This window comes from Kitasatospora sp. CM 4170 (assembly GCF_032110285.1).
In the GTDB taxonomy this organism is placed as follows: Bacteria; Actinomycetota; Actinomycetes; order Streptomycetales; family Streptomycetaceae; genus Kitasatospora; species Kitasatospora aburaviensis.
The window spans coordinates 97,424-123,204 of the sequence record NZ_CP134877.1 but is presented as its reverse complement, the minus strand read 5'-3'; the positions used below and the strand labels follow the sequence as shown (position 1 = coordinate 123,204).

Here is a 25,781-nt window from a genome sequence, read left to right as displayed (position 1 = left end):
CAGAGCCTGCACGTCGCGGATGATGGAGCCTTCTCATGCCGCCGACCTCACAGCCCCTGCGGACGCTGGGCTTCCTGACGATCGGGTTGTTCGACGAGGCCGACCCCGGCCGCGGTCACACGTCGACGCTCGAACTCATCGAGCTGGGCGAGCAACTGGGCTTCGACAGCGCCTGGGTGCGCCACCGCCACCTGCAGTACGGCATCTCCTCGCCGATCGCCGTCCTCGCCGCGGCCTCCCAGCGCACCAGCCGGATCGCCCTGGGCACCGCGGTCATCCCGCTGGGCTGGGAGAACCCGTTGCGGTTGGCCGAGGACCTTGCCACCGTCGACATCCTCTCCGGCGGCCGCCTCAACCCGGGCGTCAGCGTCGGGCCGCCGATGCACTACGACCAGGTGAAGTCCGCGCTCTACCCCGACACGGACGACCGGGAGGACTTCGGGTACGAGCGCGTGCGGCGGCTCCTGGACTTCGTGCGGGGTGAACCGGCCACCGGCTTCTCCGGAACCGAGGGCTTCGAGGTCTTCTCCGACCGGGTGCAGCCGCACGCCCCCGGTCTCGGCCGGCGGATGTGGTACGGCGGCGGCAGCCTCCGGTCGGCCCGCTGGGCCGCCGAGCACGGGATGAACCTGCTGACGAGCAGTGTGGTGAAGGCCGAGGAGTCCGAGGACTTCGCGCAGATCCAGCTCTCGCACATCCGGACCTTCCGCGACCACCACCCCGACGGCGAGCGGGCCCGGGTCTCCCAGGGGCTGGTGGTCATCCCGACCGACACCGCGACGCCCGAGCAGCGCGCGAAGTACCTGGCGTACGCCGACAAGCGGCTGCCGCGCACCAGGGCACCGCAGGGAGCGGGTCGCCTGATGTTCGCGCCCGACCTGGTCGGAACCTCGGCCGAGATCGCCGAACGGCTGTCCGCCGACGCAGCGTTCCGCGAGGTGGACGAGGTCGCGTTCGCGCTGCCCTTCACCTTCGAGCACGACGACTACGTCCAGATCCTCACTGACATCGCCACCCATCTCGGCCCGGCCCTGGGCTGGCGACCGGCCTCCTGAACGCCGACCGACGGGTGCCCGGGCCCCGTTGGCCCGTTCGCCGTGGGCCTGGTCGCCGGCGCTCCCCGGCGGCGCACCGCGCGGGCTCAGCCGCCGAAGACGGCGACCGGGTCCCCGGTGAGCCAGGTGTTGTCGATGCGCAGCCGCCGGATGAGCCAGCGGCGGCCGTCCCGCACCAGATCGACGGTGTAGGGGTTCTTCAGGAGGGCGTGGGTGCTCGGGTCGGCGCTGAGCAGGTGCTGGGCCTCGACGAGTGCCGTGAGGCGGGCGGTGTCCCCGTCGACGGCGATGCGCGGGTTGGTGACCTGGTGGGTGGTCTCCACCCTGCCGGTGAACATCGCCAGGATCGTGTCGACGATGGTGTCCCGTCCGGTCATCACCGGCGGCTCGCCGCCCCAACGCGCGGCGGCGGGGCGGAAGTCCAGCTCCGCGTCCTCGGCGAAGGCCGACGCGAACAGCTCGCGGTCCCTGAGGTCCTGGCCGAGCGCGAAGCGGTGGAGGGCATCGGTGATCTCGGCGCGGTCGCGCAGCTCGGCGATGACCGCGGCGGTGTCGCCGGGCAGTGCGGTGAGCGCGAAGTGGGCTGTGGTGGTGGGGGTTGCGGCGGCCGCGGTGGTGGCGACGGTGCCCATGGTGTCCTCCGGCTGTCGAGCGACGAGTGGTGCCGTGTTCCGGCTTCACCCGCCACTCTGCCGCTGCAGCCGCTGGCGACCAACGGCCTTCTGCGCAATGATCGTTAACCCAGGGTTGACGATCGGAGGAGTGCATGATCGAGCGGTACGAGGCGGAGGCGTTCCTGACTCTTGCGGACGAACTGCACTTCGGGCGCACCGCCGAACGGCTGCACGTCTCCACCGCCCACGTCAGCCAGACCATCCGGAAGCTGGAGCGGAGGGTCGGCGTGCCGCTGTTCCACCGGACCAGCCGGCGCGTCGAACTCACCCCGGTCGGGCGGCAGTTGCTCGACGAGTTGCGGCCCGCCTGGGAGAGCGTGGGGGCCGCGCTGCAGCGGGCGGTCGAGGCGGGGCGGGGCCTGTCCGGCACGCTGAACGTCGCCTTCGTCGGCGCCGCCGCCGCCCAACTCCTGGTCGGTGCGGCCCAGGTGTTCCGCGACCGGGCGCCCGACTGCGAGGTGCGGCTCCGGGAGGCGCAGCCCGGGCAGGTGGTGCCGTGGCTGCGCTCGGGCGAGGTGGACCTGGCGCTGGGCGCCCTTCCCGTCGACGCGCCCGGCCTCGTCACCGGCCCCGTCCTGGTGCGGGAGCCGCGGATGCTCGCCGTCCCCGCCGATCACCCCTTCGCCCGCCGGGGCGGCGGTGTCACGGTCGACGACCTGGTCGGCGTGCCCGTGGTGCGACTGCGGGGCCACATCGCCGCCATGCCGCCGGGGCGGGCGGACCGCGAGCCCGGCACTCGCGGCCCCGGCACCCGCGAGCCCGGCACCCGCGAGCCCCTCCCCGGGCCGACGGCCGACACCTTCCAGGAGGCGCTCACCCTGGTCGGAGCCGGGCAGGGCGTCCTCCCCGTCGGTGCGCACGCCCGTCGCTACTACGCGCGCCCGGACGTGAGCTACGTCCCGGTCGGCGCTGCCCCCCTGCTGGAGTGGGGCCTGATCCGGCCGGTCGACCGGACCTCCGCCCGCGTCCGCGCGTTCGCCGAGGCGGCGGCCGGCCTGGTGGACGCCGATCTGGTGGACACCGATCTGGTGGGGCCGGCCTGATGGAGGCCGGCCGGCGCTGCGTGAGGCAGGGTACGGCCGGGTGCGGCTCGGCAGGCCCGGCACCGCCCGCGTCAGACGGAGGGCCGGGCCGCGCCCAGGCCCTTCCGGTGGACGGTGGAGCTGTGCCGGACCGTCATACCCACCCGCAGGTAGAGGTCCAGCGCGCCGGTGTTCGAATGCGTCCAGAGGGTGCCGCTGCGCCGGCCCCGCTGCTGGAAGGTGCGGAACGCGTGCCGCAGGAGCAGGCGGGCGATGCCCCGGTTGCGGTGGTCACGGCGGACGGCGACCTGTTCGAGGTACCCCTCGCCGGTGTCGGGAAGGTCCAACGCGATCGCCGCGCCCACCAGTTGGTCTCCGGCGAAGGCCAGCACCGACATCGCCGGGGCGAAGGCGGGCCGCTCGACGGTGTGCCGGGCCCACTCCTCGTAGTCCATGCGCCGGGGCTGCCACTCGTCGAACGCGTCCTGGACGAGCCGGTGGGCGGCGCGCGCGTCACGCTCGGCGGCCGTGCCGCCGGGACGGAACGGCCGGACGGTGATGCCCTCGGGCGGTTCCGGCACCGCGGGCGCCGCCCCCTCGGCCAGGCCGAACTCCAGCAGCCACTCCGTCACCATCGGCTGGTAGCCGCGCGACCGCAGCAGGGCCACGGCGGCGGTGTCGCCGTCCGGGACGGTCTGGACGATCTGCCCGCCGTCCGCCTGTCGTGCCCGCGCCTCGGCCCAGTCCAGGAGTGCGGCGCCCAAACCGCGGCCCCGGTGCCCGGGATGGACGTCCACCTTGGACCGGCGGTTCACCCAGGCATGCGCGGCCAGGCGCCCGTCCGGGTCGTGGACGAGCAGGGTGTCCGACGCCGGGACCAGGCCCGGCCGGGCGAAGTCGGCGGCGACGCCGCCGGCGTCGGTCTGGGGCCGGCCGTAGAGCTCGTGCTCGCAGGCCGCGACCAGCCGGTGGACGGCGCCCAGGTCCTCGGCGCTCGCCGGGCGGGCCCGGTAGCCGGTCGGCAGTGCGGGTAGGAGCTCGGACATCGGCGGACACCCCCGGGGTCGCGGACGGCTACGGCCGTGCGGCGCCCGGCCGTGGGCGCCCCTTCGGCCCCAGTCTCACGCCCGCCCCCGGTCCGATCAACCGTGCCCGCGGGCGGGGGCCTCGCCGGCTCCGGCTCCTTCGCCTCTATCGCCCGGTTCGCCTGCTTCACCTGCTTCGCCCGGTTCGGTGCCGGGCAGGGTGTCCGGTCCGTGCTCAGACCTGCTCGAAGTGGAACGCCTTGATGAAGCAGTCGCGCGGCTGCGTGATGGCGAAGAGGACGCAGTCGACGACCGACTGGGCCGTCAGCGGGTCGGTCGCCTCCCGGGGGGTGTTCTCCCACTCGTCGGAGAGCGGGTCCGCGTTGTCGAAGTCCGGTGGATACAGCGAGATCACCCGGACGCCCTGTCCGCGCAGGCGCTTGGAGAGGATCTCGCCGAATCCGGCCTGTGCGCTCTTGGCCGCGTAGAAGGCGTCGTGGGCGTTCGACCGGTCGTGCCCGGCCGTTCCGCAGGCCGACACCATGGTCACCACGTCCGGACGGTCGGAGGCCAGCAGCAGCGGCAGGAAGTTCCGCACCGTCAGGATGGTGCCCGTCGCGCCGGAGGCGATGGTGTCGACGACGTCGTCGTCCGAGCCGGCGAGGAGATCCGGCCCGGTCAGCCAACGCGCACCGTTGTTGATCAGCACGTCGACGTGGTCGGTGCGTTCCGCGACGGCGGCGGCGAAGGCCCGGATCGAGGCCGGGTCGCTCAGATCGCAGACGAACGCGTGGACGGCCTCGTGGCCGAGTGCGCGGATCTCGGCCCGGACCGCCTCCGCCGCGGCGAGGGTCCGCGCCGAGAGGAAGACCTCCGCGCCGCTCGCGGCCAGGCGGACGGCCAGCGTCCGCCCGAAGTCCCGGCCGGCCCCGGTCACCACGATCCGTCGACCCGCCAGTGCCGTCGCTGTGGACATGCGTCACCACTCCTTGTGCCGGGCGCTCCAAGGGAGGGCCCGGCTGTCATGTTCCCGTTTGTCGATGAGTGCGGCCGGCGGCCAGTGGCCGCCCCGCTCGTTCGTTGTGGCCGTTCGCCAGGACCGCGGGCGATTCGCCCGGCAAGGATCCAAGAGACAGGGCTTACACCACAGGGCCGCGGAAACCCGCGTAGCCCAGGATGTGGAGCTTCTCGGACGGATCGAGCATGTACGGGATCACCTTGCCGGTGTCCGTGAACCCGAGCCGCCGGTAGAACGCCTGCGCCCGCGGGTTGTCCTCGTGGACGCCCAGGGTCAGCCACGCGGCCCCGGTGTGCTCCCGGGCGAAGTCGATCGCCGCGTCCATCAGGGCGACGGCGGGCCCGTCCGGGCCGCGGTGCGCAGGCGAGACATACACGCCGTGGACGTGGGCGTGGTCGGGGATGCCCGGGATCGGTGCGGCTCCGGCCGTCCCCACCCAGGCGCCGGACCGGTCCCGGGCGACGAACAGCGCCGCTTCCGCGGACGTCGCTTCCGTGGCCGCCTTCGCCTGCCAGAAGGCGTCGTCGCGGGCGGCGGCCTCGGCGAAGGACTCGCTGAACGCCTTCGGTGAGTCCCGCAGCGCCTCCAGCCGGATCGCGCGGAGCTCGCGCCACTCCCCGGCGGCCATCCGTCGTATGCGGTAGGTCATGGTCCTCGTTCCCTTGCGTGCTGCCGTCAGTTCTAGTGGATCAAGGTGGCACGGGCATCGGCCGGATGTCCTCGGCCACGGGAGGCGCGGGCCTACGACCACGGGCGTAGGACCGCGCCTCGGCGGCTCGACCAGCGCGCTCCGCCGAGGCGCGGGCCCCGGCCGGACCGGCTCCGGACCGGCTCCGGACCGGCTCAGGACCGGCTCCGGACCGAGGGGGGCGCCTGCCGGTCCCGGGAGCGGACCATGGATGATCTGCGCTGTGTTGTTCGAGTCCCTGTCCGTCGCCGCGCTGGTCGTGGTGCTGGTCTGCGCAGTCGTCCGTCCGTTCCGCTGGCCGGAGGCCGCCTTCGCGGTACCCGCCGCCGGCCTGGTCGTCGCGACCGGCGCGATCGGCCTGGAGGCCGCGGGGGAGGAGGCCGCCCGGCTGGGCCCGGTGATCGGCTTCCTCGCCGCCGCGCTGGTGCTGGCGAAGCTCTGCGACGACGAAGGGCTCTTCCACGCCTGCGGGACCTGGATGGCCCGCTGGGCCCGGCGGCGGCCGCGGCGGCTGCTCGGCGCGGTCTTCGCCCTGGCCTCGCTGATCACCGCGGCGCTCAGCCTCGACGCGACCGTCGTCCTGCTCACCCCGGTGGTGTTCGCCACCGCCGCCCGGATGGGTGCCCGGCCCGCCCCGCACGCCTACGCGGCCGCCCACCTGTCGAACACGGCCTCCCTGCTGCTGCCGGTGTCGAACCTGACCAACCTGCTCGCCTTCACCGCCACCGGCCTGACCTTCACCCGCTTCGCCCTGCTGATGACCCTGCCCTGGCTGGCCGCCATCGCGGTGGAGTACGCGGTCTTCCGCCGCTTCTTCGCCGCCGACCTCGACGCACCCGTCGAACCCGGCGACGGCCAGGACCCGCCCGAGCTGCCCCTGTTCGCGCTGGTGACCGTCGGTCTGACGCTGGGCGGCTTCGCGGTGGCCTCCGCCGTCGGCGTCGACCCGGCCTGGGTGGCCGCGACCGCCGCCGCCGTCATGGCCGTCCGCGCGCTGGCCCACCGCCGAACCACCCCGGTCGCGATCGTGCGCTCGGCGGCGCTGCCGTTCCTCGGCTTCGTCCTCGCCCTCGGCGTCGTCGTCCGCGCGGTCGTCGACAACGGCCTCGGCGACGCGCTCGGCGGCGTCCTCCCCGCGGGCACCTCGCTGCCCGCGCTGCTGGGCACGGCCGCCGTCGCCGCGCTGCTGGCCAACCTGATCAACAACCTGCCCGCGGTGCTCGCACTCGTCCCGCTGGTCGCGCCCTCCGGGGCCGGGGCCGTCCTGGCGGTGCTGCTCGGTGTCAACATCGGCCCGAACCTCACCTACGCCGGCTCGCTGGCCACCCTCCTGTGGCGGCGCATCGCCCACCACCACGAACACGACGTCCCGCTGCGGCAGTTCACCCTCCTCGGCATCCTCACCGTCCCCGCCGCCCTGCTCGCCGCCACCCTCGCCCTCTGGGCCGCCCTCACCGCCGTCGGCCCCTGACGGCAACCGCCCCGCCGGCGGTCGGGGCGCTCGTCCGGCCCCGCGCGCCGCTACCTCCGGCGGGTCCGACGCAGGTCGGCGGACGACCCCGGGAAACCCGGTGACGTTGACGGCCGGCCCGGGATACTGGTCGCCATGGATGAGGTCGCGGTCGTCGTCGCCCATTCCGAGCGCGCGACCCTGCGCGTCGGCGACGTGTTCCTGAAGGTGGACGCCGATCAGACGCGCATCGACGTCGAGGTCGAGGCGATGGCCCTGGCGCCGGTGCCGACCCCGGAGGTCCTCTGGCGCAGGCCGCCCGTGCTCGCCATCGCCGCGGTCCCCGGGACGGCGCTCGGCCGCCTGGGCGAGCCGTCGACCGCCTCCCCGGCGGCGTGGGCCGCGGCGGGCGCGGCCGTCCGGAAGCTGCACGATGCGCCGTTGCCGCCCTGGCCCGGCCGGGGCCTCGACGCGTTGACGGCGGAGCTCGACGGCGAGTGCGAGTGGCTCGTGGCGAACGGCGTCCTGCCCGCCGACCTGGTCGTCCGCAACCGCGAGGTCGCCGAGGCCGCTCTGCGGCCGTGGACTCCGGTCTTCACGCACGGCGACCTGCAGATCACGCACGTGTTCGTCGACGGCGACGAGATCACCGGCATCATCGACTGGTCCGAGGCGTGCCGGGGTGACGCCCTCTTCGACCTCGCCACCCTGACGCTCGGACACGAGGAGCGCCTCGACGACCTCGTCGCCGGCTACGGCGCCGACGTCGACCTCGACGTGATCCGGGGGTGGTGGTCGCTGCGGAGCCTGCTGGTGGTCCGCTGGCTGGTCGAGCACGGCTTCGACCCGTCGGCGCCGGGCTGTGAGGTCGACGTGCTGCGGTCCCGGCTGTGAGGCGGTCCCGGCGCCGCGGCCGGCGCGCGGCGTAGCCCGTCCTCGTCGTAGCAGCGGCTCGACCTGATCGGAGGTCTGGGTCGGTACGTGCCCGGCTCCAGATTAGTAAATGAACGGCCATTTACTAACTGTGCTACTGTGGATCGCGAACGGAGGAACCCATGCCACGACCACGCGTCACCAGCGACACCGCGATCCTCGCCGCCACCGGGCGCGCCATCGGCGCGCACGGGCCGGGCAGGCTCACCCTGGCGCACGTCGGCGCCGAGGCCGGCGTCTCCCCGGCGACGCTGTCGCAGCGCTTCGGGTCCAAGCGCGGTCTGCTGCTGGCGTTCGCCGCGGACGCCGCCGCGAATGCCGCCGAGCCGTACCGGAGGGCGCGGGCCGCGCACGACTCGCCGCTCGCGGCGCTGCACGCCGTCGCCGACGAGTTCGCCGGCTACATGTCCACCCCCGAGGAGGTGGCCAACCACCTCGGCATGCTCCAGCTCGACCTCTCCGACCCCGAGTTCCGCGCCCACGCCACCGCGCACACCCGCGCGGCCGACACGGCACTGCGGGAACTGCTCGACGACGCCGTCGCGCTCGGCGAACTCCCGCCGGGCACCGACGTGCCGCGCCTCGCACGCGCCGTCAGGATCACCACCGACGGCTCCCTGCTGCGCTGGGCCCTCACCGGCGACGGCGACCCCGCCGCCCTTCTCCACGACGACCTCGACCACCTGTTCGGGAGGACCCCGTGACCTTCACCGCCACCGTCTTCATCGGCACCAGCCTCGACGGCTACATCGCCCGCCCCGACGACGACATCGAATGGCTGACCTCGCGCGGCGAAGGGGCCGGCGACATGGGCTTCTTCGCATTCCTCGACACGGTCGACACCGTGATCATGGGCCGCAGCACCTACGACAAGGTCGTCGGCTTCGGCGAGGAGAACTGGCACTACGGCGACCGCCACGTGGGCGTCCTGAGCACCACCCTCCCCGAGGACGCCGACCCGCGCATCACCGTCTACCGCGACGTCGACGGCCTCCTCGCCGACCTCGACGAGCGCGGGACCAAGCACGTCTACCCCGACGGCGGACGCCTCATCCAGAGCTTCGTCCGCGCCGGACGCGTCGACAGGTTCATCATCAGCATCGCCCCGGTCCTGATCGGCGCCGGCCACCGGCTCTTCGGCGAACTGCTCCAGGACGTCCCGCTGCGCCTCGACTCGGCCACCGACGCCGGCGGCGGGTTCGCACAACTGCGCTACACCGTCGAGAAGTAGCGGCGTCGTGGGTACGGTCTTGGGGTGTGTCTGAACAACCGCCGGGCGCGAGTTGTCAGGCACGCCCTGGCCAGCAGGGTCGGGCCCCTGTGGATGGACGATGTCGTGGAGCTGACCGACGCGGGCCTGGACTTACCCGTATCGGCCGGGCTGCTGGGGGTCTTCGCTCGCCCGCACGACGAGTCACTGTCGGCGGGCGGGCTGCTCGCTCGTCATGCGGCAGGGGGCGGACGGACCGCGGTCGTCACCTCCACGTGGTCCCCAGGCACCCATCGGGTTGGGGAGTTGGCCGAGGTATTGCGGATCCTCGGCGCGGGCGAATCGAGGTTGCTCGGCAACGCGGACGTCCGGGTGACGAAGTTCGCGCCCGCTGGTGCGATGTCTCGCTTGATGCGGCGGTGCGCGATCTCGTCACTCGCATCTGTTCTCCGCATGCTGCAGCACCGACACCAGCATCAGACGAGCCAGCGACGGACCACGACGCCCGTCAGCGGGATACCACTCCTCGAAGTCTCCGTCGGTGCACAGCCCGTCCAAAAGATCCTGAACCCACATCGCCGCCGTACCGCGCGGGTTGCTCGCCCGAGCCATCTGCACGGTTAACACCGGATCCCGCCCGGACCGGTGCCCTGTCGCCACCGCAGGCCCACCCCTCTGAGCAGCCCGAATCTCCAGGCCAGAACAACAGGCAGACATGCTCAGCGGCCTCCGAGGGCTGCAATCTCACTCTCACCGGCGAAGATCACCAATAGCATAGGGAACTCGCGTCAGAGCCAGTCTGCCGCGTCTACTGACAACCCGACGAGCCGTGGTCGGAGCGCATCTTTTAGAAGTGCGGAACCGGGCAGTCGAAGGAACGGGGGCAGCATGCGCTGTATCGGCTGTACCGCCCCGCCCTCACTCGTCGCGGACGGTGCGACGACCACCATCGGGCGTACGTGACGAGCAGGAACTCCACACCCTGGTATCGGCGTTGGCGCGCCCTCGCTCGCGCCACGACGCCGCCGCTGACCTCCGCATGGTGAATGTCAAGGGCGGTGGTCTGTGCGCCCGTTGCGGATCTCCCACCTCGCCTCCAGGCTGGAGGTCGACCACATCACGCCCACAGCCCAGAGCGGTGAGGCCGTGGCCGGGAACGTTCAACTCCTCGGCCTGGCAATGCCATCAAGCAAAGACCCGGGCGGAGTTTCAATGCGCAGCACCAGTTGCCTTAGGCCAGGCATTCTCCAGCGATGCCTCGTCAGGCGCCTTCACCTCTTCCACTGGGAGCACATCTGCTAGCACAAAACCATGCAGGCCGGAGATATTGAATCTCTCACGCTCCGATTCATCCATGGGGCGAACTAGGGCAATACCCGCATCGGTGTCAATGGCGGAATAGCTATTCCCGTCAACGGTGAGAAATCCGGTAGGGGCCACCTCGGTCGTAGAAGCCGTATCACCCGACTCGATCAATTCGACACCGCGCGACAGGCCATCGATGAAGCGCCGGAAAGTAAGAGTCGACAACCCCTTGAGCTTATCTGCTACAGATAGCGCAACCACTATTTCCGGGGTATTCATTTTGGATCCTCAGGTTCTGACAGCTCCCGCACTTCCACGGTGTCTCGAATTTCATCTAGTCGCACAACTGCCCCCTCGGCAATCTCGCGCTCGCCATTCCTGATACCTTCCCCGCCCCTGGAGGACAGTCTGAATCGAAAGACGCCAAAGACTATTTGATCGCCCACCATTCTTGGGGTTAGAACGGCAAACAGGAGAAGGACTACGCCGAGCGTCAGCATGGTGCCCGCCATGACGGCGTTAATCTCCAGGAAGAATCCGGCCAGTGCCGCGAGGACCAGAATCCCTCCAAAGACGGCAAGTAAGATGATAGGCTTCGGATTATCGCTAGGCGAATTAGAGCTAGACACGGTTGCCTCCCTAGCAAGCACAAACCTGCCACTGTCATTATCTGTCAGTGGCACATTATTGAACAGGGTCGTCACCAAAGTCACCGAATGGGGTCGCCGCGTCGCAGTCGGTGGTGAATCTGGTTTGTCCTCCGCAATGCATCGCGGAGGGCGATTTGCGTTGGACAACGAGTGATCGTCGTGCAGGCTTGCCAGCAACTTGGCCGATGCTTCGCCTGGCTACAGTAGTACTCCAGCTGTAGATCTTGATCTTTACGGTCGCTGGGCGGTTTGTCGCTGGTAGTGGCTGGTGCGGGCGTGTGCTTGGTGGTGGCGCCGCCATGTTGACCATCGCAACTGGTGGGCGAGGTCGCGGACGGGCTGGAGTAGCAGGGTGGTGAACAGGCGTCGGATCTCGCTGCAGGTCAGCGGGATGAGTTCGCGCGATGGGCCGCTGGCGGTTCGTTCGATGGCGGCGGTAATGGCGAGGAAGGCATGCGCGAGCATGGCCAGGGTGGTCCAGCGGTGCCAGGAGTTCCAGCGGCGGACCTGGTGTTCGTCCAGTCCGGCCAGGCCCTTGGCGGCTTGGAAGCCCTCCTCCACTGTCCAGCGGCGGCCTGCGACCTTGACCAGCGTGCTCAGCGGGACGGGGCAGGGCGAGTAGCAGCGGTAGAAGGGGAGTTCACCGGTGCGTCGGTTGCGCCCCCCGGCTGGACGCGTTCGCCGAGAACGGCCTGGCGTTCGTCCTCGGCGGCACGCCCGGGAACCACTACAAGGGCTTCGTGAACGCCCGCGGCGAGCTGGTGATCAAGGCGGACAACCGGATCTCGGACACCTTCGGCGCCGGCCTGGTCCGGTTCGACGACGACTACCTGCACGGCTACCTGGACGCCGCCGGGGAGGAGGTCATCGAGCAGCGGTACGAGTGGGCCGAGGACTTCGACGAGGGCGGCGCGACGGTGGCCCACTTCTTCGACCCCGGGGAGGACGACGACCCCGAGGCGGGTGCGTCCGCCGAGGCGCGACCGCCCGGCCGGGCGTGGGGCGTCCTGCGCGCCGACGGGCGGTTCTTCCCCGTCGACCACCCCGAGCCGCTCACCGACGTCGACGGCTGGATCCTCGGCTTCAGCGGCGGGCTGGCACCCTTCGCCACCGGGGACGGCGGGACCGCCCACGTCGACCGCGACGGCCGGGACGTCTGCCGGGTGCAGCCGTCCGCCGACGGCGACGCGCTCCGCATCGTCGACCGGGCCGGTACGACGGTCTGGGAGACGGCGGCGACCGCCGGGACCTTCGAACGCACCGGGATCACCCACGCCCGGGACATGGCGGGCTACCTGGCCTACCCCGGTGCCCCGGAGCGCGACATCGTCGACCTCGCCGGGGAACTGCTGGCCGCCGAACCCCGCCGGTTCGAGCCCTGCGGTCTGATCTTCGACGACCGCGAGGACCCGTACGAGCTCCCCGAGGAGGAGGACGAGGACGCCGACGGCACCTCCTTCGGCGCCGTCGGCGTGGTCGCGGAGGTCAACCTCTACGCCGAGCACCAGCACGCGCTCCCGTACCTCCAGGAGTGGACGGTCGAGCGGTTCCAGGAGATCGAGGCGGACGCCGTCGAGCGGCTGAGCGCCCGGTTCGGCGCGCCGCTGCCGGGGGTCGAGGTCTACCTGCGCAGTGGCGACGGCGAGACGTCCACGGTCTGGGGCGTGGGCGGGCGGCGGCTCGTCCTGCAGTCCTGCCTCGTGGTCGGCGACGGGGACGTGGAGATCCAACTCTGGCTCGCCGCCGTCGAACCGGAGCCGTCCGACATCCAGGCCGAGGCGTAGGTCGCCGTGCGCCGCAGGGCGCCGTGAGCCGTCAGCCGCCGTGACACGCCCCGACATGACACCACCTCCGGACGAGAGCCCCGCATCGATGACCGGCGCCGTTGGCACTTCGGCCGGCTGAAGTACGGGGCGCCGCCGAGCGCCCCGGCCCAGGTGATCCGCGACGACCTCGACCGGCTGGCCGGCTCGACACGGGCGCGCGGTGCCTGCTGGCCCTGGAGGCCTGCCTCGACGACCCCGCGCCGGACCGGGCCGCTGCCCTCGCCGGGGCGGGTGCCAGCTGCACTGCGGTGAAAGATCGTCAAGTTCATCTACCAGTGGATCAGTTGATACTTCCCAACCCGTTCCCCGGTGCGGTGGCGACTGCTACGCTCCCGGTCGGCTGACCGAGCCGAGATCCTTCTCCTTCGTGCCCTCGATGGGAGGTGAGGGAACATGTTGAGCTTCTCCAGTCAGGTTGGGAGCACCGCCACCGGCGGTGCGTTCGTCCAGGTTGCGCCGGGAGCCAGCACCACCTGTGGCGGCGGCAACTGCTGCTGCAGCTCGTGCTGCAGCTGGTAGTCACCGGTGTCGGGCGGGGGCGGCTGCCGGCGGCCGCCCCCGCCCGACTCGCACGCCGCAAGCCCGCACGCAGCCCATCAGCACCCGCACACCAGCACCTCGCGCACCAGCACCCGCACGTCCGAGAGACCGCACATCCCGTTCGCCGCACAGCCGCCCGTAACCCTCGTCGAGCGAAAGGCCGAGATGTCACTGAAGGACTCCGAAGAGGCCGTGTCCGACTACCTGGGCCGGAACGCCCACGTGTCCACCGTGGCGGCGTTCGGGCAACAGCACACCTCCGTGTCGATGTACAGCGCGACGACGGTGGTGCGGGCGCCGGAGTCGGTGGTGCGGGGCCGGTGGAGTCCGGCCGTGCACGGCTTCGTGGGGGAGGAGTTGCTGCTCAACCACCGCCGCAGCGGCCGGGACCTGGGCATGCAGCTGGGGGTGTCGCGGTTCTACGGCCACGACGCCGTCCTCTCCAGCGCGCACAGCGACCTCCAGGAGCGGCTGGACGGGGCGATCGCCCTGCCCGCGCACCGGCGGCTGCGCGCCGGCCTCACCACCACGGTGGCCGCGCGGCGCAGCGGCCGGGGATTCTCCGGGAAACCCGTCGCCCTGGACGAGTTGGCGACCGTCCTGTGGCACGCGCAGGGCGTCTCCGGCAGCCTGCCGGTGCCCACCGCCCAGGACGGCGACGCCGCGGTGGCACTGCGCAACGCCCCCTCCGGCGGCGGCCTCTACCCGGTGCGGCTCGCGGTCCTCGCGCAGCACGTGAAGGGGCTGGCACCGGGCGGGTACGAGTACCAGCCGCACAGCCACACGCTGCTGCCGCTCGGCGCGACGCCGTCCCCGGTCGACCTGGCCCGGCAGCTGTTCACCGCGGACGTCGAGCTCGACAAGGTCGCCCTCGCCCTGGTCTACGTCTACGACCTGTACGCCAACTCCCAGAAGTACGGGGACAGCGGGTTGGTCTTCGCCCTGATCGAGGTCGGCGGGATCTCGCAGAACGTCCATCTGGCCCGGACCGCGCTCGGCATGATCGGGTGCGACCAGGGCGGGTACGACAAGCAGACCCTTGAGAAGACCCTCGGCTGCGACGGCACGTCGCGCCATGTCGTCCACCTGACGCTCCTCGGACACGGAGAGGCCTGATCCATGACCGTCGCACCGTCCGAGCCGGGGATCGTCCTGGCGACGTCCGTCCGGCTCCTGGCCGTCGAGCCGGGGGTCGTCCGGCTGCGCTGGGGCATCTGGAACTTCTCCGAGGTCAACGTCGATCTGCGGGCGGAGTCCCCCGCCGTCCGGGCCGCGATGACCGCGCTGTTCGAGACGCTGGCCGCCGGCAAGCCGGCCGACGGGTCGTTCGCGGAGGCCGTCGACCTGACGCCGGTCGAGCGGGCCAACCTCCGGCTGGCCGTCAACGAGCTGCGGCAGGCCGGGTTCCTGGCCCACGACCGCCCGTCCGAGCACGGCGCGGAGATGGCCCGAGCGCTGCTCGGCAACCTCGACCTGTACGGCGCCGGCGAGTCAGTCGACGCCACGGTCGGCTTCGCCGCCGACTCGCCCAGCGCCACCGCCTACCTCGCCGGGCAGGCGGAGACCCTCGGCGTGCCGCTGGAGCCGCTGCCGGCCGACTTCCTGGACGGGCTGCGCAGCGCCGACCTGACCTCCGGGATGGGCGGCCTGGCCGCCGCGGACGCGCTGAAGCGGCTGAGCGCGGCCGTCGAGCACTGCGACTCGCTCGTCGTCCACCTCGGCCAGGCCTCGATCCTGACCCTGCGCAACCTCAACCGGCTGGTCTGCCATCTGGAGAAGCCGGTGGTGGTCGGGCTGGTCGACGGCCCGTTCGCGACGGTCGTCGGCGCCGAGAGCCCGCGCACCGGCTGCCTGGAGTGCTTCGAGCAGCGCTCGCTGGCCCGGCTGGAGGACCACATCGGCTACCACGCCTTCGTCGGGGCCGGCGCGGCCGCCGGCACCGGCCGCGCCAACGGCGTGGAGTCCCTGATCTGCGCGCACCTGGTGAACGAGGCCGTTCTGCTGCGCTCGCTCGGCACCTCGCGGTTCCTCGGTCGGGCGCTCAGCGTCTACCTGCCGACGTACGAGATGCAGGCGCAGGACGTGCTGCGCATCGGCACCTGTCCGGCCTGCGGCCACGTGGCCCGGGACATCGTGCGCGAGATCAACTTCAGCAGCCGGGTCGTCGTCGACCGCCACGTCCGCGAGGCGCTCGGAGGTGACCGATGAGCGGTATCCCGACCCGTGGCCACCCGGGGATGGCCGAGGCGCTCGCCCGGTACGGGCGGATCGGCGGGAACCAGGGCGGGATCCTGCCCGGCATGCTGGTCTCGGTCGCCGCGATCGACGGGGAACCGTACCTGCGCTCGGCGACCGCGGCGATGCCGCAGTACCACCGCCTGGCGCTCGGCGATCCGCATCTGCAGATGCAGTACCACCTCGCCGGCTACGGCTCCACCAACGAGGAGGCGGTGACCAGGCTCACCGGCGAGTCGGTGGAGCGCTACGCGGCGATCATGGCGATGCCGCTCTTCGCGGACCGGATCGAGTACGCCTCCTACCGTTCGCTGTCGTCCCGGCACCGCTGCCTGCCGCTGGAGCTGCTGGGCATCTTCGACGCCGAGCAGCAGCGGGTGCTCGCCCGGATGATGCACCGCTACTCGCCCGAACTCCCCACCGAGGACGACGTCATCGCGTGGATCGCCTGTCCGTCGCTGACCCGGCCGGGGGAGGAGGTCTACCTCCCGGCGCAGCTGGTGTTCCTCGGCTTCCGCAGTGACGCCCGGGCCGGTGACAAGCTGTTCACCCCGTCCTTCTCGACCGGGACGGCCGCCCACGTCTCGCTGGACAAGGCGCTGCTCGGGGCGCTCGTCGAGGCCGTCCAGATCGACGCCTTCGTGCTCAACTGGTACACCGGGGCCAAGGCGCCGCTGATCGACCTGGACGAGGACGGCCGGGAGCTGCTCGCTGCGGCCGGGCTGGCGCCGGACGGGCCGTACGAGGTGCGGGCGAGCTACCTCACCCGGCCGGACCTGCCGCTGCCGAACATCGGGGTGACCCTGGTGCGCCGGGACGGCAGGCTGCCGTACATCGCCTTCGGGCTCCAGGCCGACCCGCAGCCGCGGCAGGCGCTGCTGCGCGGGGCCGCCGAGGCGACGGCGATCCTCGGCATCGGCATGTTCAGCACCGTCTTCGACCTGCCCAACGTGCACTTCGCGCAGGCCGGTTCGGCGTACACCGACCTGGACACCAATGTGCTCTGGTTCGCCGCGCCCGGGGACGCCGGGCGCAAGCTGGCCGCCGTGGAGAGCCGGACCGCCGGTCGGGTCGACTTCGCCGGACTGCCCGGCTACGCGGCCGACGACCGGGCGGCGATCCACCGGCTGCTGACCGAGCTCGCCGGGGTCGGCGAGTGGGCGGGTTACCTGGACATCACGCCGCCGGAGCTGGCCGACACGCCGTGGCGGGTGGTCCGGGCGGTCGTCCCGGAGCTGCTGAGCATGTGCCTGCCCGGGTTCCCGCCGAAGGGTCACCCGCGGATGCTGAGCCATGGGGGTGTGACGCATGTGGTCCCACACCCGCTCCCTTGAGTGCCTGGTGCTGGTGGCCACCGTCGCTCCCGCCGAACTGGTGCGCGTCGCAACCGCGTTCGGCCCCGCCGGTGGCGGCGGGGGCGGTTCCGGCTCCGGCAGCTCCGGCGGCCGTTCGGGCGGCGGTTCGGGCTCGGCGAAGGGCGGTGCCGGTGCGGGACGGGGCCGGGCGGCGTGGTTCGTGCTGCTCGGCGCCCCGGCGGCCTATCTGGTGGTGACCGGCCTGGCCCTCGCCGTGGCGGCGAGCGGCGGGTTCACCCCGGACACGCTGACCCGCTGGCGGGCCGACGCGCTCTGGCTGCCGGCCGCCGCCGTGGTCGGGGCCGCGCTGGTCGGCGCGGAGTTCCTGACCGGTGCGGTGCCGCGGCTGCTGCAGGGCACACGCGGGCTGCGGCTCGCGGTGCACCGTTCGAGCGGCGTGGCGACCGCCGGGTACGCCGTCGCGATCCTGGCCACCGCGGTCGCGGAGGAACTGCTCTACCGGGGCCTCTGGATCGGCCTCCTGCACCAGCGCCTGGAGCTGCCGACCGGCGTGGCGATCGCCGTCGGCGCGCTGGCGTACGCGCTCGGGCACCTCTTCTTCGGCGGCCTCGCCGTCGTGCAGAAGACGCTGTCCGGCGCCGTCTTCGGGGTGCTCCTGGTGGCCTCCGGCAGCCTGGCGGTGCCGCTGGTCGCGCACCTCGCCCAGAACGCCGCCGTCCACCTGCTGGCCGTCCGCCAGGAGCGCGGCGCCGCCCCCCGCCCGGCGGACGGCAGCACCGGGACGGCCCGCAAGGCCGGGAACGCCGCGACGGCCCGCAAGGCCGAGAACGCCGAGAACGCCGGGACCGCCGGCACGCGGGAGGCGTCCCGATGAGCGCGCCCGGGTACGCCGGACTCTGCGCCGTCGTGGTCGCCGGCTGGCTGGCGCTGTACCGGGTGCCGTTCAACGACCCCGCCCGGCGCCGGCGGACGGCACTGCGGCTCGCCGGCCGGACCGGACAGAGCCCGGACGCCGCCTTCGCGGTGTTCGGCACGGTCCTGTACCTCGCACTCGGCGCGCTGGCGCTGACCGCGCTGCTGGCCGCCACCCCGCTCTCCCTCGACCAACTGGTCGGACGGCCCACCCCGGCCACGGCGCTCGCCCTGCTGCTCGCGGTCCTCGGCACCTCCAGCGCCAACATCCTCTGCGTGTCGCTGCTCTACCGGGCGAACCCGCGGGTCGACGTCCCCGGGGAGATCGCCCGCGTCCAGTGGATCGCCTCGATCCTGGCCCTGCCCCGGCACTACCGGTGGATCATCCCGGCGGCCGCGGCCCTGTTCGAGGAACTCCTCTTCCGCGGAGCCGTCCTGCTGGGGCTCGGCGCGCTCGGCAGCGGCTTCGGCGTCGCACTCGCCGTCAGCACCTGCCTGTTCGCCGCCGGCCAGGTCGCCCTCGTCTCCACCCCGGTCCAGGCGTACGTGCTGGGCACGTCGAGCGTGACCCTCGGCGTGGTCGGCGGCCTGCTGACCGCGGCCACCGGCGGCATCCTGCCCGCCCTGGCCCTTCACATGTCGTTCGCCGGCTTCTACACCCACCTCAGCGCCTCCGCGGGAGCGCGCGCCACCACCCCCAGGAGACTGAGCCTGTGACCGTGAACCAGCCGTCCGCCGACCCGGCGGAGGAGGAGGCGGACGCCGGGGCCGTCGTCCGGGTCGACCGACTGACCGTCACGTACGGCGCGTTCACCGCCGTGCGCGACGTCTCCTTCCGGATCCCTCCCGGGGAGGTGTTCGGGCTGGTGGGGCCGAACGGCGCGGGCAAGACCTCGATCGTCGAAGCGGTCGGCGGTCTGCGCCGGCCCGCCCGGGATGGCGCGATCTCGGTCTGCGGCCACGACCCCCGCACGGACCGCGAGGCCGTCACCCGCCTCGTCGGGATGCAGCTCCAGGAGTCGCAGTTCCCCAGCCGCGCCCGGGTGGGCGAGCTGTGCGAGCTCTACGAGGCGATCTACCGGGCGCCCGGGGCCTCCGCCGCGCTGCTGGAGTCCTTCGGCCTCGCCGACCGCCGCCGCAGCCTCATCGCCGACCTCTCCGGCGGCATGCGCCAGCGGCTGGCGCTGGCGCTCGCTCAGATCGGCGACGTCCGCCTGGTCGTCCTGGACGAGCTCACCACCGGCCTCGACCCCCACCAGCGCCGGGAGACCTGGCGCTCGGTGCTCGACCTGGCCGCACGCGGCGTCGCGGTGCTGCTCACCTCGCACGCGATGGACGAGGTCGAGGCGCTCTGCGACCGGGTCGGCGTGCTGCGGGCCGGCGAGCTGGTCGCCCTCGACGCGCCGGCGCGCCTGACCGAGGCGCACGCGGGCCCGTCCACCTTCACGATCGACCTGCGCGCCGCCGCGGACGGCGGCGGGCGGGAGGCCGGGGGGATCGGGCAACGGCTCGACTGCCTCGGGCTGACCCGGCTGCCCGGCGGGCCGGACCGGCTGGAGTTCGCCGGGACGTTCCCCGCCGACTACGACCGCATCGTCCGCCTCCTCGCGGACGCCGGGCTCCCGCCCTCCGCGGTGAGCCGCCGGACGCCGACCTTCGAGGACGCCTACCTCGACCTGGTCGGCGGCACCGCGCGCAAGGAGGTGGCCTGAGATGGCGACGCTGTGGCCGATCCTGCGGTTCGAGACGCGCCGGATGCTGCGCAACTTCGCCCCGGTGTTCTTCGCGCTGGCCTTCCCGGTGCTGATGCTCTGTATGTTCGGCGGCATCTACGGCAACGAGCCGTCCGAGCAGTTCGACGGGCGCGGCACGGTCGACATGTCGGTGCCCGCCTACCTGGTCCTGGTGGTCTCGGTCACCGGGCTGATGAGCTTCCCGCTCGGGCTCGCCGAGTACCGCGACCGCAAGGTCCTGAAGCGCTTCCGCGCGACACCGGTCGACGCCTCGGCCTTCCTCGTCGCGCAGGGGTTGGTGAACATCGCGCTGAGCCTGGTCGGCGCGCTCCTGCTGGTGGTGGCCGGGTACCTGTTCTTCGACCTCCACCTGCCGGGCTCCGGCGGCGCGCTCGCCGCGACGGCCGGCACGCTCCTCCTCGCGGCGCTCGCGATGTACGCGGTGGGCGGCGTGATCGCCGCGGTGGCGAAATCGGAGCGGGTGGCGGTGGCCGTCGCCAACCTGGTCTACTTCCCGATGATCTTCCTCTCCGGGGCGACCATCCCGCTGCAGATCTTCCCCTCCGGCATGAAGGCGATCAGTGACGCCCTGCCGGCGACGTACGCGGTGAAGCTGCTCCAGCACGCCTGGCTGGACAGCGCCACCGACGTCGCGCTCGACCTCGGTGTGCTCGCGGGTGTCGCCGTGCTCGGCGGAGCGGCCGCCGTCCGGCTGTTCCGGTGGGAGTAGCCGTGACCGCCGCCCACCCCCCGCTAGCCGCACAGGTGCCCGCGACCGCCTTCCTCACCGCACTCGCCCGCGCCGAGGCGACGGCCGACCCGCGCAGCGGCCTGCGCGACCCGTACGCCGAGCACTTCGCCGCCCACTGCCCGGCCGCCATCCGCCGGGTCACCCGGCACACCGCCGGGACGTCCTCGCTGGTGACCCGGACGGTCGCCGTCGACGGGCTGCTCACCGGGCTGTTCGCCGAACGGGCGGCCGACCCGGTCGGGCCGCCCTGGGAGGTCTGCGTCAACCTCGGCGCGGGCTTCGACGCCCGCCCCTACCGCCTGGCCTGGCCGGCCCACTGCCGGGTGATCGAGATCGACTGCGCGCCCGTGCTCGACCTCAAGGACCGCCTGCTGCCGACCGCGGCCGCACCCGTCCCCGTCGAGCGGCTGCGCTGCGACCTCCGCGACCTCACCGCCCTGGCCGGGCTCCTGCGCCCCCGCACGGCCGGCCGGCGGGTCCTCCTCCTCGCCGAGGGCCTGCTCACCTACCTGCCGGAGGCCCAGGTCCGCGCGCTCGCGGCGGAGCTGGCCGGGATCGGTGACGCCTGGATCTGCGACGTCCTCTCCGTCGCCTCCGCCGGCGGCCTCACCGCCGCCGCCCGCACCGCCGGGACGCCGCTGACCATGCACGGCCTCGCCGACCTCACCCCGTTCGAGGCCACCGGCTGGCGCTGCGACCACCTGGACCTCCTCCCCACCGCCCAGCTCTCCCCACGCCCCGGCGCCACCACCGGCCTCCTGCCCGACAGCGTGCTCCGGCTGCGCCGGCACTCCTGACCCCGGGGGCTGCGCCGGCACCCCTGGCACCCCGTCGTGCGGGCGCCCCCGTCCGGGGCCGCCCGCGCGAGCTCCGCTCCGGGCGGTCAGTTGTGTTCGGCCGACCCGCTGAGCCGCAGCTTGCGCTGCGCCCGCTGGTAGAAGGTGGTGTGGCCGAGCCGCACGACGCGGGCCGCGGTCGGGAGCATCGTCACCTCGACCACGTCGCCCGGCCGGACCCGCCCGACCAGCCGGCCGTCCGCCTCGACGGCGAGGTCCCCGCTGTGCGGCAGCACCTCCAGGGCGAGCCGCTCCCCGCCGGAGAGGAAGACCGAGCGGTTGAACGCGGCGTGCGGCGCCACCGGTGTGACCAGCAGTCCCTCGGTGGTGGGGGAGACGATCGGCCCGCCGGCGGAGAAGCTGTACGCGGTGGAGCCGGTCGGTGTGGCGACCACGACGGCGTCCGCGGTGTACGACACGAAGGGGTGGTGCTGGACCCGCACCGCGACGGCCGCCGACCGGTGCCCGGGGCTGCGGATCAGCACGACGTCGTTCAGCGCGGTCTCCTCGGCGGCCCCGAACGAGGCCCGGACCCCGGACCGGGCCTCCACGGTGAAGCGTTGGTCGTCGATGGCGTCGAGCGCGTCCGCGAGCTCCGGGATGTCGACCTCCGCGAGGAACCCCAGCCGTCCGACGTTGACCCCCAGGACGGGCGCGCCACCGCCCACCATGAGCCGCATCGCGCGCAGCATCGTCCCGTCCCCGCCCAGGCTGATCAGCAGATCGGCGCTGGCGGCCATCTCCTCGGGCCCGACCGCCACCGCGTTGCACCCGATCCGGGCCACCTCCTCGGCCAGCCCCAGGACCTTGGCGTCCCGGGCCCGGCTCCACCGGATGACCGTGTCCACGACGGGCCCGCACGTCCGCTCGGGGTGGAGCACCAGCCCCACCGTGCCGATGAATCCCATCCGCGGCACCTCGCCGTCGACCAGCTCGCTGTTCCCCTCCTCCCAGTCACGCACAGCCGCCCCCCGCGTTCAAGCCGGCACCGGGTCTTGTGCGGCGCCCCGCCGAGGAAGATAGTTAGTTAAGAACAACTAATTACTTCTATCCTCCGGTCGTGGGAGTCGCCATGCAGGTCGCGGTGCAGGACCAGCCGCACTACAAGTGGGTGGCCTTGTCGAACACCACCCTGGGCATGCTGGTGGCCACGATCAACAGCTCGATCGTGCTGATCTCGCTGCCCGCGATCTTCAACGGCATCGGGCTCAACCCGCTGGAGCCCGGCAACGTCAGCTACCTGCTCTGGATGCTGATGGGGTACATGCTGGTCACCGCCGTCCTGGTGGTCACCCTCGGGCGACTGGGGGACATCCACGGCCGGGTCAGGATCTACAACCTCGGCTTCCTGGTCTTCACCCTCACCTCGGTCGCGCTCTCCCTGGACCCGATGTCGGGCGGGGGCGGCGCGCTCTGGCTCATCCTCTGGCGGGTGGCCCAGGCGGTGGGCGGGTCGATGCTGATGGCCACCTCCGCGGCGATCATCACCGACGCCTTCCCCGCCCGGCAGCGCGGGATGGCGCTCGGGGTGAACATCGTCGCCGCCATCGCCGGCTCGTTCATCGGGTTGGTGCTCGGCGGTGTGCTCGCCGAGTGGAACTGGCACTCGATCTTCTGGGTCAATGTGCCGATCGGTGTGGCCGGCACCGTCTGGGCCTACCGGTCCCTGCGTGACACCGGAGTGCGCCGGCCGGCCCGGATCGACTGGTGGGGCAACCTGACCTTCGCCGTCGGCCTGACCTCCCTGCTCGCCGGGATCACCTACGGCATCCAGCCCTACGGCGGCCACACCATGGGCTGGACCAACCCGTGGGTGCTGGCCGGACTCATCGGCGGCAGCGCCGTCCTCGCCCTGTTCTGCCTCGTCGAGCGGCGCACCCCCGAGCCGATGTTCCCGCTGCGGCTGTTCCGCGACGCCTCCTTCACCGGCGGCAACGCGGCCACCCTGTTCGGGTCGGTGGCCCGCGGCGGCCTGCAGTTCATGCTGATCATCTGGCTCCAGGGCATCTGGCTGCCGCTGCACGGCTACCAGTACGAGGACACCCCGCTCTGGGCCGGCATCTACATGATCCCGCTGACCGTCGGCTTCCTGATCGCCGGGCCGGTCGCCGGCCACCTCTCCGACAAGTACGGCGCCCGGCTCTTCGCCGCGGGCGGACTCGCGCTGATGGCCGTCTCCTTCGGCGGTCTGCTCCTGCTGCCCACCGACTTCGGGTACCCGTGGTTCGCCCTGCTGATCCTGCTGAACGGCCTGGGCGGCGGGCTGTTCGCCGCGCCCAACACCTCGCTGATCATGTCGGCCGTCCCGGCCGACGCCCGCGGCGCGGCGTCGGGCATGCGCGCCACCTTCCAGAACGCCGGCATGGTGCTGTCGATCGGCATCTTCTTCTCGCTGATGGTGGCCGGGCTGGCCGGCTCGCTCCCGCACGGGCTGGAGAGCGGGCTGACCGCGCAGGGCGTCCCCGCCGACACCGCGCAGACCGTCGCGGGACTGCCGCCGGTCGGCACGTTGTTCGCCGCCTTCCTGGGCTACAACCCGGTCCGCGAGCTGCTCGGCCCGGACGTCCTCGGCGGACTGCCCTCGGCGAACGCGCAGACGCTGACGGGCCGGGAGTTCTTCCCCCAGCTCATCTCCGGCCCGTTCCACGACGGTCTGGTGGTGGTGTTCTGGTTCGCCATCGTGCTCTCGCTGCTGGGCGCGGCGGCGTCCCTGGTGCGGAGCCGTCCGGAGGCCGCCGCGCCGGCGCCGGACGACGGTACGGTGAAGGCCGCGCCGGGTGCCGCGGCGCGGGCGTCCCGGGCCAACCCGGGCAGCTGAGGAGGACCACCGCCCGATGGCGACGGAACCCACCCCGACCGGGGCGGACCGCCCCCTGCCCGCCGAGGATCTCGCCCGGCTCCGGCTGGCCGTGGCCCGCCTGCACCGGCAGCTGGTGCAGGCTTCCACCCGGCTGGACCTGACCTTCGCCCAGCTCTCGGCGCTGGCCCGGATCGAGGAGCACGGCCCGGTCCGTCTGGTGGACCTCGCGGCGCGCGAGGGCGTCGCCCCGCCGTCCATGAACCGCACCCTCGGCCCGCTGCACGCGGACGGGCTGATCGCCAAGGAGCCCGACCCCCGCGACCGTCGCTCCGCGTGGATCACGCTCACCGAGCACGGCCGCACCACCATCGCCCAGATCCGCGCGAAGCGTTCCCAGCTGCTCGCCGACCGGATGGCCCGGCTGTCCGCCGAGCAGACGGCCACCCTGCTCGCGGCGCTCCCGGTCCTCGAACTCCTCGCCGAGGAGCCCCCGGACGGCGGCTGACGGTCCGGATGTCGCGCCGCTCCGCCCCGGCCGCGGACGTGTCCGAACAGTGATGGCGCGACGGGGCGCAACCCCCTATCCTGGCGCGGCTTCGGGCGTGATCATCAGGACGACGGGGGGGACGACGATGGCAGGAACCATCGTGGTGCGGGCGGAACTGCCGGGCCTCGGCCGCGCGGGGACCATGGGCGTGGTCGTGGACGGCGCGAGAGCCGGCTCGGTCGGACAGGGGGAGGCCGCGCACTTCCCGGTGCCGGCCGGTACTCACACCGTGCAGGTCACCGCAAAGGACCGCACCCGCTCCAACACGGTGACCGTGGAGGTCGCCGACGGCGGGGAGGCCCTGGTCACCTCGCGCGGGACCGGACTCGGGGTGGCCCTCGTCCTCCCGGTCCTGGCCGGCATCGCCGTCCCGCCGCTCTTCGTCGTGGCGACGATCCTGCTGCTCGGCGCGGTGCTCTACGCGCTGCCCGGCGTGCTGTTCCGCGTCCGCGCCGAGGGCGACCCGGCGCCGCGGACCGCTGCACCGGCCCCGGCCGAGGCCACCGCCGACGGCGCGGCGGAGGACGGCGGCGGCAATAGCCTCTGGTGGGAGTCGGACCCGGCCCTCGCCAAACGGTTCGCCAAGAAGAACTCCTGACCCCCGCCCGGCTCAGCAGCACGCGGGGTGTCGGCCGCGCATCACGATCCGGCAGCCCTCGGGCGGTTCGTCGGGGTGCTACGGCGGTCCTGGACGACGGCGGCGCCCCGGTCAGAGCCACCAGCCCACGAAGGTGACGAGACCGAGTACGGCGAAGCCCACGAGTACCAGGACGGCGAGGGCGAGACCGGCGCAGAGCAGAATCCAAGCCGGGTCGTCCTGGTCGGTGTGCTCGGCGTGGGAGCGTTCGTCGCCCCAGCGGATCGGGCGGCCCGCGTGAGCGGAGGCCGTCTCGCGGAGCCCGGCCAGCCGGGCGCGGGCGGCCTCCGTCGACGCTGACGCCTCGGGGCCCCGCCAGGCGATGGCCGCCATCCGGTCGAGCGGATCGGTGTGACGGGCTTCGAAGGCCGCGATCTCGGCCGGATCCCGATCCTCGTCGAGGTAGGCCCACCGGCCTGCCTCGACCCGCTCGCCGTACAACCGGTAGACCTCGGCGAGCCGGCGCCTGACCGTCAGGTCGGCCGGGTACGAGGTCACCAGCCCGCGCAGGCGTTGCCTGGCGACAGGTATCCGGCCGGCTCGAAGGTCCGCTTCAACCCTCGCAAGGGTGCTCTCAACAGTCACCGGAGCATGGTTGCGGACGAAGAACTCCTGGTC

The 25,781-nt window shown here is 72.7% G+C and carries 26 protein-coding genes and 1 pseudogene; 18 read left to right on the top strand and 9 right to left on the bottom strand.

Translation table 11 applies throughout. The features are described 5' to 3' along the window. Positions 1-35: 35 nt before the first annotated feature. Positions 36-1,055: an LLM class flavin-dependent oxidoreductase gene (locus RMN57_RS00525; protein WP_313761328.1), complete on the top strand. Its 1,020-nt coding sequence runs from the start codon at positions 36-38 to the stop codon at positions 1,053-1,055. Positions 1,056-1,141: 86 nt separating this feature from the next. Here the strand turns inward: RMN57_RS00525 and RMN57_RS00520 are convergent, their stop codons facing one another. Next, positions 1,142-1,687, bottom strand: a complete 546-nt coding sequence (locus tag RMN57_RS00520) for a nuclear transport factor 2 family protein (RefSeq protein ID WP_313761327.1) — start codon at positions 1,685-1,687, stop codon at positions 1,142-1,144. 134 nt (positions 1,688-1,821) lie between these two features. On the opposite strand from RMN57_RS00520, the gene RMN57_RS00515 reads away from it, so the two are divergent. Beyond that, the gene (locus RMN57_RS00515) at positions 1,822-2,772 is read left to right on the top strand and encodes a LysR family transcriptional regulator (protein ID WP_313761326.1); all 951 of its coding nucleotides are present in this window, start codon (positions 1,822-1,824) and stop codon (positions 2,770-2,772) included. A 71-nt stretch (positions 2,773-2,843) separates the two neighbouring features. Here RMN57_RS00515 and RMN57_RS00510 read toward each other — a convergent pair whose 3' ends face one another. The 3 genes from RMN57_RS00510 to RMN57_RS00500 all read right to left on the bottom strand — a co-directional run bounded on the left by RMN57_RS00510 (position 2,844) and on the right by RMN57_RS00500 (position 5,443). Next, a complete protein-coding gene (locus tag RMN57_RS00510; RefSeq protein WP_313761325.1) occupies positions 2,844-3,797 on the bottom strand; it encodes a GNAT family N-acetyltransferase in 954 nt (317 codons plus the stop codon). Positions 3,798-4,011: 214 nt separating this feature from the next. Further along, positions 4,012-4,752: an SDR family oxidoreductase gene (locus RMN57_RS00505; protein ID WP_313761324.1), complete on the bottom strand. Its 741-nt coding sequence runs from the start codon at positions 4,750-4,752 to the stop codon at positions 4,012-4,014. Between the two features lie 163 nt (positions 4,753-4,915). Continuing rightward, the gene (locus RMN57_RS00500) at positions 4,916-5,443 is read right to left on the bottom strand and encodes a GNAT family N-acetyltransferase (protein ID WP_313761323.1); all 528 of its coding nucleotides are present in this window, start codon (positions 5,441-5,443) and stop codon (positions 4,916-4,918) included. A 250-nt stretch (positions 5,444-5,693) separates the two neighbouring features. Here RMN57_RS00500 and RMN57_RS00495 point away from each other — a divergent pair, with 250 nt between their 5' ends. From RMN57_RS00495 to RMN57_RS00480, 4 genes are all read left to right on the top strand, one after another. After that, positions 5,694-6,953 (top strand): SLC13 family permease, encoded by a 1,260-nt coding sequence (locus RMN57_RS00495; protein WP_313761322.1) that lies wholly within the window; start codon positions 5,694-5,696, stop codon positions 6,951-6,953. A gap of 135 nt (positions 6,954-7,088) precedes the next feature. After that, the gene (locus RMN57_RS00490) at positions 7,089-7,826 is read left to right on the top strand and encodes a phosphotransferase (protein WP_313761321.1); all 738 of its coding nucleotides are present in this window, start codon (positions 7,089-7,091) and stop codon (positions 7,824-7,826) included. 161 nt (positions 7,827-7,987) lie between these two features. Beyond that, positions 7,988-8,569, top strand: a complete 582-nt coding sequence (locus RMN57_RS00485; protein ID WP_313761320.1) for a helix-turn-helix domain-containing protein — start codon at positions 7,988-7,990, stop codon at positions 8,567-8,569. Next, complete coding sequence (locus RMN57_RS00480) at positions 8,566-9,096, top strand: dihydrofolate reductase family protein (protein ID WP_313761319.1); 531 nt, start codon at positions 8,566-8,568, stop codon at positions 9,094-9,096. The genes RMN57_RS00485 and RMN57_RS00480 overlap by 4 nt, the downstream gene beginning before the upstream one ends. 1,188 nt (positions 9,097-10,284) lie before the next feature. Here RMN57_RS00480 and RMN57_RS00475 read toward each other — a convergent pair. The 3 genes and pseudogenes from RMN57_RS00475 to RMN57_RS00465 form a co-directional block, all read right to left on the bottom strand. After that, positions 10,285-10,659: a hypothetical protein gene (locus RMN57_RS00475; protein ID WP_313761318.1), complete on the bottom strand. Its 375-nt coding sequence runs from the start codon at positions 10,657-10,659 to the stop codon at positions 10,285-10,287. Then, positions 10,656-11,084: a hypothetical protein gene (locus tag RMN57_RS00470; protein ID WP_313761317.1), complete on the bottom strand. Its 429-nt coding sequence runs from the start codon at positions 11,082-11,084 to the stop codon at positions 10,656-10,658. The genes RMN57_RS00475 and RMN57_RS00470 overlap by 4 nt, the downstream gene beginning before the upstream one ends. 177 nt (positions 11,085-11,261) lie before the next feature. After that, positions 11,262-11,690, bottom strand: a pseudogene (locus RMN57_RS00465) (IS701 family transposase); the annotation flags it as partial. Between the two features lie 80 nt (positions 11,691-11,770). Between RMN57_RS00465 and RMN57_RS00460 the strand changes: the two are divergent. From RMN57_RS00460 to RMN57_RS00420, 9 genes are all read left to right on the top strand, one after another. Then, positions 11,771-12,814: a WG repeat-containing protein gene (locus RMN57_RS00460; protein ID WP_313761316.1), complete on the top strand. Its 1,044-nt coding sequence runs from the start codon at positions 11,771-11,773 to the stop codon at positions 12,812-12,814. A 774-nt stretch (positions 12,815-13,588) separates the two neighbouring features. Then, positions 13,589-14,512, top strand: coding sequence for a SagB/ThcOx family dehydrogenase (locus RMN57_RS00455; RefSeq protein ID WP_313761315.1), 924 nt, complete (start codon positions 13,589-13,591; stop codon positions 14,510-14,512). A gap of 3 nt (positions 14,513-14,515) precedes the next feature. Continuing rightward, positions 14,516-15,604: a hypothetical protein gene (locus RMN57_RS00450; protein WP_313761314.1), complete on the top strand. Its 1,089-nt coding sequence runs from the start codon at positions 14,516-14,518 to the stop codon at positions 15,602-15,604. Further along, positions 15,601-16,965 (top strand): YcaO-like family protein, encoded by a 1,365-nt coding sequence (locus RMN57_RS00445; RefSeq protein ID WP_313761313.1) that lies wholly within the window; start codon positions 15,601-15,603, stop codon positions 16,963-16,965. The genes RMN57_RS00450 and RMN57_RS00445 overlap by 4 nt, the downstream gene beginning before the upstream one ends. Next, positions 16,940-17,821 carry a type II CAAX endopeptidase family protein gene (locus RMN57_RS00440; protein WP_313761312.1) on the top strand — a complete coding sequence of 294 codons (882 nt, stop codon included), beginning with the start codon at positions 16,940-16,942 and terminating at the stop codon, positions 17,819-17,821. The genes RMN57_RS00445 and RMN57_RS00440 overlap by 26 nt, the downstream gene beginning before the upstream one ends. Beyond that, positions 17,818-18,576, top strand: a complete 759-nt coding sequence (locus RMN57_RS00435) for a type II CAAX prenyl endopeptidase Rce1 family protein (protein WP_313761311.1) — start codon at positions 17,818-17,820, stop codon at positions 18,574-18,576. The genes RMN57_RS00440 and RMN57_RS00435 overlap by 4 nt, the downstream gene beginning before the upstream one ends. After that, positions 18,573-19,571 carry an ABC transporter ATP-binding protein gene (locus RMN57_RS00430; protein ID WP_313761310.1) on the top strand — a complete coding sequence of 333 codons (999 nt, stop codon included), beginning with the start codon at positions 18,573-18,575 and terminating at the stop codon, positions 19,569-19,571. The genes RMN57_RS00435 and RMN57_RS00430 overlap by 4 nt, the downstream gene beginning before the upstream one ends. Before the next feature lies 1 nt (position 19,572). Further along, the gene (locus RMN57_RS00425; protein ID WP_313761309.1) at positions 19,573-20,322 is read left to right on the top strand and encodes an ABC transporter permease; all 750 of its coding nucleotides are present in this window, start codon (positions 19,573-19,575) and stop codon (positions 20,320-20,322) included. Positions 20,323-20,324: 2 nt separating this feature from the next. Further along, positions 20,325-21,140, top strand: coding sequence for a class I SAM-dependent methyltransferase (locus tag RMN57_RS00420; protein WP_313761308.1), 816 nt, complete (start codon positions 20,325-20,327; stop codon positions 21,138-21,140). An 86-nt stretch (positions 21,141-21,226) separates the two neighbouring features. Here the strand turns inward: RMN57_RS00420 and RMN57_RS00415 are convergent, their stop codons facing one another. Further along, entirely contained in the window at positions 21,227-22,141 is a 915-nt protein-coding gene (locus tag RMN57_RS00415) for an NAD(+)/NADH kinase (protein WP_313761307.1), read from the bottom strand. Between the two features lie 110 nt (positions 22,142-22,251). Between RMN57_RS00415 and RMN57_RS00410 the strand changes: the two genes are divergently transcribed. From RMN57_RS00410 to RMN57_RS00400, 3 genes are all read left to right on the top strand, one after another. After that, on the top strand, positions 22,252-23,997 hold the full coding sequence (locus RMN57_RS00410) for an MFS transporter (RefSeq protein WP_313767676.1): 1,746 nt from the start codon (positions 22,252-22,254) through the stop codon (positions 23,995-23,997). Between the two features lie 16 nt (positions 23,998-24,013). After that, entirely contained in the window at positions 24,014-24,484 is a 471-nt protein-coding gene (locus tag RMN57_RS00405; protein ID WP_313761306.1) for a MarR family transcriptional regulator, read from the top strand. 127 nt (positions 24,485-24,611) lie between these two features. Beyond that, the gene (locus RMN57_RS00400) at positions 24,612-25,124 is read left to right on the top strand and encodes a hypothetical protein (protein WP_313761305.1); all 513 of its coding nucleotides are present in this window, start codon (positions 24,612-24,614) and stop codon (positions 25,122-25,124) included. Positions 25,125-25,235: 111 nt separating this feature from the next. Here the strand turns inward: RMN57_RS00400 and RMN57_RS00395 are convergent, their stop codons facing one another. After that, positions 25,236-25,748 (bottom strand): DUF6584 family protein, encoded by a 513-nt coding sequence (locus RMN57_RS00395; protein WP_313761304.1) that lies wholly within the window; start codon positions 25,746-25,748, stop codon positions 25,236-25,238. Positions 25,749-25,781 lie beyond the last annotated feature (33 nt).